This is a genomic window from Psychrobacter cibarius, from assembly GCF_904845955.1.
Lineage (GTDB): Bacteria > Pseudomonadota > Gammaproteobacteria > Pseudomonadales > Moraxellaceae > Psychrobacter > Psychrobacter cibarius_B.
In genome coordinates, this window is record NZ_CAJGYX010000004.1 from 240442 (window position 1) to 252032 (window position 11591).

The window sequence follows — 11591 nt, forward strand, 5'->3', positions numbered from 1 at the left end:
TAATAAACAGGAGCTTAGAAGCGGTAATGAGAGAACGCTTTGTTAGCATCTGCCATGCGGTGAACTTCGTCACGCTTTTTCATAGCAGCGCCTTTGCCATCAGCAGCATCATTCAATTCGCCAGCCAAACGCAAAGCCATTGATTTTTCAGAACGCTTAGCAGCAGCTTCCGCTAACCAACGCATAGCCAAGGCAGTACGACGGGAGGGGCGTACTTCCATTGGTACTTGGTAGGTTGCACCACCAACGCGGCGAGCTTTCACTTCTACCATTGGGCGTACATTTTCTAAAACTTCTTCGAAGAAAGATACTGGATCTTCGATTTTACGTTTTTCGCTTACTGTTTCAAGTGCACCATAAACGATACGCTCAGCAGTAGATTTTTTACCATGACTCATTACATGGTTGATGAATTTTGCAACAGTTTGGCTACCAAACTTAGGATCCGGTAGGATCTCACGGGTAGCAACGACGCGACGTCTTGGCATAATAAATATCCTTTTCTTCAGGAGTGTCTGACATTCACAATCTCGCACCAATTAATATTGGATGGCGTTATATCGAGTTGTCAGTCAGCCTTACTGCACGGCGGTATGTTTTAACAGTGAATTACTAATTTAATAATACTGTCAACACCAGACCCATGCACAGTTAATGTTTGGTATAAAAAAGCTTAGCTAATAACGATTAGTTATTAAACTTTAGGCTTCTTAGCACCATATTTAGAGCGACCTTGCTTACGGTCTTTTACGCCTGCGCAATCTAATGCACCACGAACGGTGTGATAACGTACACCTGGTAGATCTTTTACACGACCACCACGGATAAGAACAACACTGTGCTCTTGTAAGTTATGACCTTCGCCGCCGATGTAGCTTGATACTTCATAGCCTGAAGTCAAACGTACACGACATACTTTACGCATGGCTGAGTTAGGTTTTTTAGGGGTAGTAGTATATACGCGAGTACATACACCACGACGTTGTGGGCACGCTTCCAACGCAGGAACTTTTGACTTTTCCTTGATGGTTTTGCGACCTTTACGAATCAATTGGTTAGTTGTTGCCATGAGGCATCCTTCTCCCGTTTGGTATAAAACAAAAAAATGGGGAAACGCACCATCCATCTGACTTTAACGACAGATTTTGGTACACCCATTTTTAGGACAGTGTATTATAAAGAGTTGTTGCTGCTATTTCAACCACTTATGCGTGATTGCACTTTACAACATTTGATAGATATGCATTCACCCTACTACTATAACACTTTATCTATTTTTAGTTAAAAATCAGCTAAAAAGTAGATTGTCATACAGTATATCGAAAGTAGCGTCACGAACGATTTAAATAAGATGTTTGACTATAAATAAATAGCAATTTATAAATACTAAATGGCGATAGTATCTTGTTTTTCAAGATAAAAAAGATACTATCGCCAAAATTAGTAGTAGATATTCAGCTCATAATCCTTCTATGATATAAGCTGGCTTAAGAAAGAAGGTACTTAAGTCTGATTATTTAGATGCTCTTATTTGCTTTTCTTGTTAGCCGTCTTGTTTGATTTGCTGTCAGAGGATTTATTCTGACTACCTTGCTTGTCATTGTTGTCATTGTTGTCATTATCGTCTTTCTGCGTTTCTTTCACGACCTTTTCATTAGCTTCTTGACGGTTGTTTTTATCTTCAGCAGTGTCTTTCTTGCTATCAGTATCCTTGCTTGACTCTTTCTCAGCATCTTGCTGCTTGTCATTGTCAGCTGTTTTGTTTACCTTAGCTTCATTACCGCTATCATCAGTGATTGCACGATTGGCAAGTTTGGCTTCTGGGGCAAAAGTCGCTTGAGCCACGCCAATCACTTCATCAATGAGCTGGCTGTTGTAGCGCATACCAACGATAACAGCGGTAACTGGTAAGAATTTGCGTATCCATGTTAAATTGATTTTATCCAAGTCTATACCGACCTGACTGGCAATACTGTCAACTTGTTCTGCATAAAAGTTGACGTTTTTATCCTTTAGACCTAGGTTTTTTAGCTCATTGTGTAGACCACTGCTTTGGGCATTATCCAATAAACCTTTACCAATGCCAATACCTGCTAGCAATGCTTGTTTTTCTTGCATCTTGCTCAGATCAGCATTTGCTAGCAGCTCATAAGCCATCTTGACGCCTTGCTTACCTGTGAGGGGTTTATTGTAGACAGCACCCAACTGATAGACGGTACGTAATGATACCAATAAAAGCCATAGCGTATCAGCCAGCAAACCAGGAAGCCCAGCCAAACCTGTTAAGCCCCCTATCGTTGCCAATGCACGGTTTTGATTGGCGATATCAGTGGCTAATGCATAACGCTCTTCATCATCCAAGCTTGCGATATTAGCGAAACGATGCTCATTAGGTAAATCAATCTGACTCCAGTTAGAAGCAAGATTTGCCACTTGTGCAAAAGCGCTATCGACCGTCGACTGAAAAAAACTGTTTGGCACTACTTTTTTGGCATATTTACCGTAAGTGGCAAAACGTGGCCCTAATAATTGCTGAGTGGCTTTTAACGTTTGCTCACGGAATAAATCCTGCTGATAGTCTTCATCGCCTAAGTTGACTGCTTTGTATTGACGCGGTTTTCCCGTCTTAGCATTCATGCTATCAATCATAGCGCCCACGCGCTCTAGATTGTTGCGAGTAAAAGAGCCAACGGTAGTGATACCTTTAGAGAGAGTGCTGCGCTTCGCCATCGTGATGTCCTTAATGTGATGAGTAATTTTGTTTTATTGTAAGAGATTTATAATAATAGATGTGCCATTCTAGTCAATCACTATAATCGATGTCAGTGCGAACAATGTTATCGCAATCACAAATTTTGTATCCAAAAGTATCACTTGATGTATGATTGATACCATCTTATAAGCTGTCTTCAAGCAAATAGTCTTTTTAGATGGATTTAGACAGCAAGCGCGATTTTGTCGTTATTTTGCACTTGTACAAAGATTTTGGACGCTCGATACGTTATCATGTGCCATAACTCACAGTACACTTGTACTTCTATTTATAAGTAGTCCGTTACTTATAGATAATAAGTTACCAAGCATATAGTTTTACTATGATCATCACAATGATTGTAAAATGAGACTTCGACGCTCAATACACCCTAATATTAAATAATAGAAATACATACTTAAAAACGATTATTAAAAGTAATTGTGAAAAATCGTTACTCATAAGGAATAGAATATGCGCCGCGTTGTTATCACTGGAGCAGGGATTGTCTCTTGTATCGGACATGATTTAGCCACGGTCACTGCCGCTTTAAAGCAAGGGCAGTCTGGCATTACATTTAATGAGGCTTATGCTGAGCATGGGTTTAAATCACACGTTAGCGGCAGTATCGACCAGTCGACGCTTGATACCAGTGGTATCGATCGTAAGTTGAAGCGGTTTTTTAGTGATGCCAGTCTATACGCTTATGTTAGTGCTTTAAACGCCATTGAGCAGTCTGGTTTGTCGCTTGAAACCATCAATAATAATCCACGCGTGGGCGTGGTCGCAAGCTCTGGCGGCGCATCGACAGAGAATATTGTCAATGCTATAGATGCCATGCGGGATAAAGGTCTGCGCGGTGTCGGCGCGATGGCTGTGCCAAAAACGATGGGCAGCTCAGTATCAGCGGCGCTTGCTACCGGTCTAAAAATCCAAGGCGTCTCCTACTCTTTAACCTCTGCTTGTGCCACCTCAACCCATTGTATCGGTCATGCGGCTGAACTTATTCAGTTAGGCAAAGCAGATGTGATACTCGCGGGTGGTAGTGAAGCGGAACATTGGACACAGTCTTGTATGTTTGATGCGATGGGTGCAGTCAGTACGCAGTATAATGAGACACCGCAGCGCGCCTCAAGAGCTTATGATAAAGATCGTGATGGCTTTGTGATTGCTGCTGGTGGTGCGATGGTAGTGGTTGAAAGTCTAGAGCATGCCCAAGCACGTGGTGCCAATATACTGGCTGAAATCGTCGGTTATGGTGCCAGCTCTGATGGCGCTGAAATGGTTGCGCCAAGTGGTGAAGGTGCCGTGCGCTGTATGCAGCAAGCACTGGCCGAAGCTGGTTTGCAAACTGTCGACTATATCAATAGCCACGGTACTAGTACGCCACTTGGTGACATCACTGAGCTTAAAGCCATTGCTAAAGCATTTGGCGATGATATCAGTCAAGTACCTGCGATCAGCTCTACTAAATCTATGACAGGTCATAGCCTTGGTGCCGTTGGTGCGCAAGAATTAATCTATTGCTTATTGATGCTAGAAGAAGGCTTCATTGCGCCCAGTATCAATGTTGATAATTTAGACCCTGCGGCTGAAGGCTTTGATATTGTCACCGAAATGCGTGAAGCCAAGCTTGAGACGCTAATGAGCAACAGCTTTGGCTTTGGCGGTACTAATGCCACATTAATCATTAAAAAGTTTGACGCCTAACTATGCTCGCAGCACATCCTCTCAAAACTGAGCAGATAATGTCTGACCCATCGCCAGCTACTAAACCTAGCTGGCGTTTTGGTGACCTATCGGCTGCAGAACTTATGCCGCTGCTACAGCAGTATTTAATCGCACAAGATACTGAGGCAAACTGGCAATTGGTTTGGCTCAACAATGATGGTCAACCAGTGATTGGCTTATTGCCAAAAGTAAGCTGGTCTGTTTATGATTGCGCTGAAAACACGCCAGATTCGAACGAACAAGCAGCCCTTTATCAAGTCACAAAAACCTATCGTGACGCCGTTCACAATGATATCACTCATATGAGTTATAGCGACTGGCAAGATGAATTAATCAGTTATAGTCAAACTTATGAGACTGATAATGAGAACTCAGAATCAGTAAGCGATTTAAATGAAAAACCAAGTTATCATCATGGTTTGATAGGTTTTATTGGTTATGATATTGCGGCTCATGAGCTAAGCCCAGCCGCCAAAATTGAGCGAGCAGCACAGCCTTGTGCCGTATTAGGACATTACGATATTTACCTAACACCTGATGGAAATAATGGCAACATGGGTTGGGAATTAAAGATAAATGCAATTGCTAACGACTCTGATAATCAGCAAAAAAATAAAATGATCACGGCACTTGTCTCTTATTTAGATATAGTAGATAAAAAGCTGGCTGATGACTGTCTCAATAAAACGCAACTGACAGCATCATCAACGCCTGCTCCTTTAGTATTAAAGTCACGATGGCGCAAACAAGACTATCAACAATCATTTAAGCAAACCCAAAACTATCTACAGCAAGGCGACTGTTATCAAATCAACCTAACCCAAGAATGGCAAGGTTTTTTTGATCATAACCCCAGCGATAATGGCGCTTTACCGATGCTGATTGATTATTTACCTGCTTTACATCGTAATACCCGAGCACCTTTTGCTGGATACTTAGCGGTTAATCCCTTTAACTGTGAAATCAAAAATAATACGTCCCAGCATCCGTTTGAATTATTGAGCTGCTCGCCTGAGTTGTTCTTTACATTTACCAAGGATATCGATACTGGCAAGCACCATATCATCACTAAGCCCATCAAAGGGACGATGCCGCGCAGCACCAATATTCAACAAGACCATGCTTATAAACAGCAACTGACTGATAGTGAAAAGGATCGCGCCGAAAATGTGATGATTGTCGATTTATTGCGTAATGACTTGGGTAAATATGCCAAGATAGGTAGCGTAAAAGTGCCGCAGTTATTCGCGATTGAGAGTTTTAGCAATGTGCACCATATGGTCAGCACCATTACCGCAGAATTACAGACGGACACTCACCCACTTGCCGTTTTGTTTGGTAGTTTGCCTGCTGGCTCAATTACTGGCACACCAAAAAAGCGAGCGGTTGAAATTATATCTGAGCTAGAAACTACACCGCGCGGTGCTTATTGCGGCACATTGGGCTATATGAACTTTGATGGTAGTGGTCAATGGAATGTACTCATTCGTACGCTGCAAGCTAACACTTCATCACATAATGAGTTGGATAAAAAAAGACATATTAGCTTATGGGCAGGCGGTGGTATCACTGTCGCCTCTGATTGCGATGCTGAATACCAAGAATGTTTGGATAAAGTCGGTAATCTATTAAGCGTTTTAACTCAAGAAAATACCCACAAATATCCTTAAGGTTGTTCTAAAAGTACGACCAAAGAAATCCATAAAAAAGCCTGCGCAACACAATGTTGGCAGGCTTTTTTATCAATATAAGCATCGTCATTCAATTATTAACTGTCAAAATCGCGAACCAGATATTAATCAGTAATAATTTCAGCCTCTTTCTGCAACGTCTGTAAAGCATCTATCAAACGGCTGTTTTGCTCTGCTGTACCGGTAGTAATACGCAAATACTCATTGATGCGTGGCTTGTCAAAATGACGGACGATGATGCCTTGCTCACGTAACGCATTCGCTACCATATTGGCATTACCGCCTTTAGGACGGGCAAAAACAAAGTTGGCATGCGATGGCAACACATCAAAACCTAACACTGTCAGCTCTGCTGTCAGAGAGTGGCGTAAGTCGATGACTTGCTGGCAGGTCTGGGTAAAATGTTCGACATCCAATACACTGGCAGTCGCCCCTACTTGCGCCAGCTTATCCAGTGGATAGCTATTAAAGCTGTTTTTCATACGGGTTAAGGCTTCAATCAATGAGGCATTACCAAAAGCCATACCAACGCGTAATCCAGCAAGCGAACGTGACTTTGAAAAAGTTTGGGTCACAAGAATGTTGTCAAACTCATTGATTAAGCTCACTGCTGAAATTTCTGCATCTGAACTGCCGTCAACTGCCCGTGCAAAATCAATATAAGCCTCATCAATCACAATCACTGAGTTTGAGTGCTCACTAGCCAGCTTGCGAATATCGGCAAGCGATAACAGCAGTCCAGTTGGGGCATTTGGATTGGCAATGATGATGCCGCTACAAGGCTGGCGATAGGCATCAGGATCAATACTAAAATCTTCTTCCAAGGCGATTTGTACCAGCTCGATACCAAAGGTCTGCGCATAGACTGGATAGAAACTATAGCTGATATCGGGTGCTAAAACAGGTCGCTCTTTTAGGAAAAAGCTGGCAAATACTAGTGCCAATACTTCATCAGAGCCATTGCCAACAAACACTTGGTTGATATCAATATCATAAAGTTGTGCCAATGCGGCACGCAAATCATCAGACTCAGGCGCTGGATATAAACGCAGATCAGCCGCTTGCTGCTCTAGAACCTTTGCGATTGCCTCGCCTACTTTCGGTGACGGCGGGAATGGGTTTTCATTAGTATTTAATTTGCATAAATTTTCATGCTGAGGCTGCTCACCAGGAACGTAAGGTGACAAATTACGCGCTTTAGATGACCAAAGTCTGGTGTCTATCTTTAACTCACTCATAAGTTATCCTACTATTAGCCACATAAATTATTAAATATAAATCTCAAAATTACAATTCAAAAGCAATCATTAAGCCACGTTACTGATAACGATAACGGGCTGAGCGCGCATGGGCTTCTAAGTCCTCACGTTGCGCTAAAATATCTGCGGTCTCAGCCAATGGCTTACTACCGGCTTCAGTACAATAAATAATAGAGGATTTCTTTTGGAAATCATAAACACCAAGCGGTGAAGAGAAACGCGCAGTGCCAGAGGTTGGCAACACGTGATTGGGTCCTGCGCAGTAGTCACCAATCGCCTCAGGCGTGTGACGTCCCATGAAAATAGCACCTGCATGACGAATATCGTTGAGTAGCACATCAGGATGATCAACTGACAACTCTAAATGTTCTGGGGCAACCCGATTAATCACCGCCATACCTTCAACGCGGTCTTTGACTAAAATAAGTGCGCCACGATTTTTTAGCGAATCGCGGGCGATATCGGCTTTTGGCAACTCTGCCAGCGCTTTTTCAATTTCAGCCGCTACGTCTGCAAGCTGCTGTTCACTGGTCGTGACAAAGATAGCTTGAGCGATACGGTCATGTTCAGCTTGTGACAATAAATCCATCGCCAACCAATCGGCGCGATCTTGCGCCTCGCCCTCTGCATAGACCAATACTTCAGAGGGACCAGCGATCATATCAATCCCAACTTGACCAAATACTGCGCGCTTGGCGGCAGCAACATATTTATTACCAGGGCCAGTGATTTTATCCACCGCTGGAATCGTTTCGGTACCGTAAGCCAAGGCAGCAACCGCTTGCGCACCGCCGATGGTAAAGACACGGTCGACTTGTGCCAAATGTGCGGCGGCTAGCACCAATGGATTGAGCACGCCTTTTGGCGCTGGCACCACCATGATGACCTCTTTAACACCCGCCACTTTGGCAGGAATGGCATTCATCAATACAGAAGATGGATAAGAGGCCAAACCACCAGGGACATAGATGCCTACTCGATCAAGTGCAGTGACTTTTTGACCCAAGCGATTACCAAGCTCATCTTCATACTGCCAAGTCTCTTGTACTTGGCGCTCATGAAAGGTCTGCACACGCGTTGCTGCGGTGGTCAATGCGGATTTCACTGTATCATCAAGATTCGCAAACGCTTCAGCAAGCGCCTCTTTAGACAGCTCTAGCTCTTGCATTGTCGTCGCTGGATGCTGATCGAATTGCTGGGTTAACGCCAGTACGACGCGATCGCCATCATGCCGAACTTGCGCGATAATATCATCAACGGTCTTTAACAAATCGGCATCATTGACGGTTTCAAAGGCAAGTAACTCTGTCAATTGACTGTCAAAATCGGCATCTTGGGTACTTAGTTGGCGCATGACTTAATCCTATATCTGAGCATAAAAGACTGCTGAAAATTAGCGATGTAAAAATGAGGGGTATTGAGTATTAATAATAATTATGATGGCTGATATACCAGTTTTTATATATTTAGTTTGTTCAGATTATACTAACCTCATACTTTCTGGCAAGCAAATACAACAAAACCAGTTTAGCACGCTATATCTATCTTATAGCGCTAAACTGGTTTAAAAATTTGTATGACAATGCTTAAGATTACCAATGATTAGTATCGTTTGATAAAGCATTGATTCATTAGGAATTAATTTATGAAGCGCTGGCAATACTGTTTTTGAAGCTATCTAAAATCGGCTCAAGTAACGCAAATTTACGCTTGTAGCTCACTTGATTGACGATAAGGCGTGAGGACACATCGCAAATATGATCGCGTGCTTCAAGACCGTTGGCGCGCAACGTATTACCTGTATCAACCACATCGACGATCAAATCACCCAATCCGACCAACGGCGCAAGCTCCATAGAGCCATACAGTTTAATCACATCCACTTGCTGACCTTGGCTGGCAAAGTAAGCACGGGCAACATTGACGTATTTGGTCGCAATACGTAGGCGACGATTGGGTAGCGGCGCATCTTTCACGCCAGCTGTCATCAACTTACACTGAGCAATTTGCAAATCAAGTAATTCATAGACATGGTTGGCACCATGCTCAAGCAACACATCTTTACCCGCCACTCCAAAGTCAGCCGCGCCATGCTCAACGTAGGTTGGCACATCACTGGCACGCAAAATCAATACACGCACGTTGGGGTTTGAGGTTGGAAAAATAAGTTTGCGTGAGGCTTCAGGATCTTCTAATAACTCAACACCAGCTGCGCGTAGCAGTGGCATGGTCTCTTCTAGAATACGACCTTTTGATAAGGCCAGTGTTAAGCCTGAAAACTCATCATTTACTTCATTTAACAAACCATCATTTGGTAGGCTATTGCTTGCTTCAGTCATAATGACATCGTGTCCATGTGCAGTTAACACCCCCGCTGAAGGGGGCTTTTAGTGGTAGGTTACTAATAGTGGTAGATTGCTAAGCCATTCATATCAACGCCAATCGTATCAATCATTGAGGTCATGGATTTGATAAGAAAATCGATATTAGTCATTAGTATTGATACGTTCGATATTGACCCCAAGCGCACGCAGCTTTTCTTCGACATGCTCATAACCACGATCGATATGATAAATGCGGTCGATTAAACTTTCACCTTCAGCAGTTGCCGCTGCCATCACCAATGACATAGACGCACGTAAATCAGTCGCCATCACAGGGGCAGCGGTGAAGTTTTCGACGCCTTTTACTACGGCCGTATGACCATCTACTTGGATAGAAGCGCCTAGACGATTAAGCTCAGGGACATGCATATAGCGGTTTTCAAAGATATTTTCGATAAAGGTACTCGTACCATCCGCCAGACACGCAATAGCCATGACCTGCGCTTGCATATCGGTTGGGAAACCTGGATGCGGCTGAGTACGGATATCAACCGCTTTAGGGCGACCTTTCATCTGCGCACGAATCCAACCATCACCAGTGGTAATAATGGCACCCATGTCTTCGAATTTTTCTAATACAGGTGTTAGTAATAGCGCAGAGGTGTTTTTAGTCAACACATCGCCACGCGTCATGAGTGCGCCAGCAAGGTATGAGCCTGTTTCGATACGATCCGGTACCACCGAATACTCACAACCGTGTAAGCGCTCAACGCCTTCGATGGTCATAATCGAAGTGCCGATACCGCTGATTTTAGCGCCCATCGCGACCAACATATTGGCCAAATCAACGACTTCTGGCTCAAGGGCACAATTACCTAAGACGGTCGTACCTTTGGCAAGTGCGGCTGCCATAATGACGTTTTCAGTACCGCCAACGGTAATCATATCAAAAGAGTAGTTACAGCCAATCAGCTTACCGCCTTTTGGCGCTTGTGCTTTTACGTAACCATTTTCGACACTAATGTCAGCACCCATCGCCTCAAAGGCTTTTAGGTGTTGGTCAACAGGACGTGAACCAATGGCACAACCGCCGGGCAATGACACTTCTGCCTCACCAAAACGTGCTAGCAATGGTCCAAGCACTAAAATTGAGGCGCGCATGGTCTTTACTAAATCATACGGTGCATAGAAATTATCGATATTTTTGGTATCGCAGGTGACAGTATCGTCCTGCTTTTGGATTTTGATACCCATGCCACCGATCAATTCAATCAACGTCCGCACATCTTGTAACGATGGCACATTGTGCAATGTCGTTGGCGTCTCGGCCAATATCATAGCGGCAAGTAACGGCAAAGCAGCATTTTTGGCGCCTGAGATAGTAACTTCCCCTGCGATACAACTACTACCAGTGATTAAAAATTGATCCATAGAAGTGACAACCTAACGATGAGTATTAAAATAGTGAAAATCAGACCAATCACACCTAGCCAATATAATAGCCAGTCTAATAAGCCCAATCATATGTATAACGGTCTAGCCTTTGGATTGAACGTCCCATTCAGCAGGCGTCAGCGCTTGAATATTGAGCGCATGAATATCGCCACTGGCGATCTTATCATTGACTAATGCATAAATCGCCTGCTGACGTTGCACGGCACGCTTACCTTCAAAGCTTGCATCAACCACGCGTACATCAAACTTATTACCTTGATTAGCAGCTTGAATAAAAGCGTCTGGGAAGTGAGTCTGTAAAAATGCAATCAAATCGTCAGCGTTCATGCTCATAGAATATTCTGCCTTAAAGTGTCAGATAGGGTATAGATTTAAAGTG

The 11591-nt window shown here is 43.5% G+C and carries 10 protein-coding genes; 2 read left to right on the top strand and 8 right to left on the bottom strand.

Features of this window, described 5'->3' with window-relative positions:
• Positions 1-14 precede the first annotated feature (14 nt).
• The 3 genes from rpsG to JMV76_RS09945 form a co-directional block, all read right to left on the bottom strand.
• A complete protein-coding gene (gene rpsG / locus JMV76_RS09935; RefSeq protein ID WP_021814163.1) occupies positions 15-488 on the bottom strand; it encodes a 30S ribosomal protein S7 in 474 nt (157 codons plus the stop codon).
• A gap of 206 nt (positions 489-694) precedes the next feature.
• Positions 695-1069, bottom strand: coding sequence for a 30S ribosomal protein S12 (gene rpsL, locus JMV76_RS09940; RefSeq protein ID WP_011281154.1), 375 nt, complete (start codon positions 1067-1069; stop codon positions 695-697).
• Positions 1070-1527: 458 nt separating this feature from the next.
• Complete coding sequence (locus JMV76_RS09945; RefSeq protein WP_201502553.1) at positions 1528-2730, bottom strand: EcsC family protein; 1203 nt, start codon at positions 2728-2730, stop codon at positions 1528-1530.
• 496 nt (positions 2731-3226) lie between these two features.
• Here JMV76_RS09945 and JMV76_RS09950 point away from each other — a divergent pair, with 496 nt between their 5' ends.
• Together JMV76_RS09950 and JMV76_RS09955 are read left to right on the top strand one after the other, a co-directional pair.
• On the top strand, positions 3227-4462 hold the full coding sequence (locus JMV76_RS09950; RefSeq protein ID WP_060491876.1) for a beta-ketoacyl-ACP synthase II: 1236 nt from the start codon (positions 3227-3229) through the stop codon (positions 4460-4462).
• 38 nt (positions 4463-4500) lie between these two features.
• Entirely contained in the window at positions 4501-6153 is a 1653-nt protein-coding gene (locus tag JMV76_RS09955; protein WP_227690284.1) for an anthranilate synthase component I family protein, read from the top strand.
• A 125-nt stretch (positions 6154-6278) separates the two neighbouring features.
• On the opposite strand, the gene hisC is transcribed toward JMV76_RS09955, so the two are convergent.
• From hisC to JMV76_RS09980, 5 genes are all read right to left on the bottom strand, one after another.
• Positions 6279-7412: a histidinol-phosphate transaminase gene (gene hisC, locus JMV76_RS09960; RefSeq protein WP_201502555.1), complete on the bottom strand. Its 1134-nt coding sequence runs from the start codon at positions 7410-7412 to the stop codon at positions 6279-6281.
• Positions 7413-7491: 79 nt separating this feature from the next.
• Entirely contained in the window at positions 7492-8787 is a 1296-nt protein-coding gene (gene hisD, locus JMV76_RS09965) for a histidinol dehydrogenase (protein ID WP_201502556.1), read from the bottom strand.
• Positions 8788-9076: 289 nt separating this feature from the next.
• Positions 9077-9772 carry an ATP phosphoribosyltransferase gene (gene hisG, locus JMV76_RS09970; RefSeq protein ID WP_045447985.1) on the bottom strand — a complete coding sequence of 232 codons (696 nt, stop codon included), beginning with the start codon at positions 9770-9772 and terminating at the stop codon, positions 9077-9079.
• A 147-nt stretch (positions 9773-9919) separates the two neighbouring features.
• Positions 9920-11188, bottom strand: a complete 1269-nt coding sequence (murA, locus tag JMV76_RS09975; protein WP_201502557.1) for a UDP-N-acetylglucosamine 1-carboxyvinyltransferase — start codon at positions 11186-11188, stop codon at positions 9920-9922.
• A gap of 105 nt (positions 11189-11293) precedes the next feature.
• The gene (locus JMV76_RS09980; RefSeq protein ID WP_025652491.1) at positions 11294-11539 is read right to left on the bottom strand and encodes a BolA/IbaG family iron-sulfur metabolism protein; all 246 of its coding nucleotides are present in this window, start codon (positions 11537-11539) and stop codon (positions 11294-11296) included.
• Between the last annotated feature and the right edge of the window lie 52 nt (positions 11540-11591).

Bases quoted from the DNA above. Each gene is read 5' to 3' on its own strand.
- JMV76_RS09955 (WP_227690284.1), top strand. From the start codon at position 4,501: ATGTCTGACCCATCGCCAGCTACTAAACCTAGCTGGCGTTTTGGTGAC.
- rpsG (WP_021814163.1), bottom strand. From the start codon at position 488: ATGCCAAGACGTCGCGTCGTTGCTACCCGTGAGATCCTACCGGATCCT.
- JMV76_RS09980 (WP_025652491.1), bottom strand. From the start codon at position 11,539: ATGAACGCTGACGATTTGATTGCATTTTTACAGACTCACTTCCCAGAC.
- JMV76_RS09945 (WP_201502553.1), bottom strand. From the start codon at position 2,730: ATGGCGAAGCGCAGCACTCTCTCTAAAGGTATCACTACCGTTGGCTCT.
- hisG (WP_045447985.1), bottom strand. From the start codon at position 9,772: ATGACTGAAGCAAGCAATAGCCTACCAAATGATGGTTTGTTAAATGAA.
- hisC (WP_201502555.1), bottom strand. From the start codon at position 7,412: ATGAGTGAGTTAAAGATAGACACCAGACTTTGGTCATCTAAAGCGCGT.
- murA (WP_201502557.1), bottom strand. From the start codon at position 11,188: ATGGATCAATTTTTAATCACTGGTAGTAGTTGTATCGCAGGGGAAGTT.
- JMV76_RS09950 (WP_060491876.1), top strand. From the start codon at position 3,227: ATGCGCCGCGTTGTTATCACTGGAGCAGGGATTGTCTCTTGTATCGGA.
- rpsL (WP_011281154.1), bottom strand. From the start codon at position 1,069: ATGGCAACAACTAACCAATTGATTCGTAAAGGTCGCAAAACCATCAAG.
- hisD (WP_201502556.1), bottom strand. From the start codon at position 8,787: ATGCGCCAACTAAGTACCCAAGATGCCGATTTTGACAGTCAATTGACA.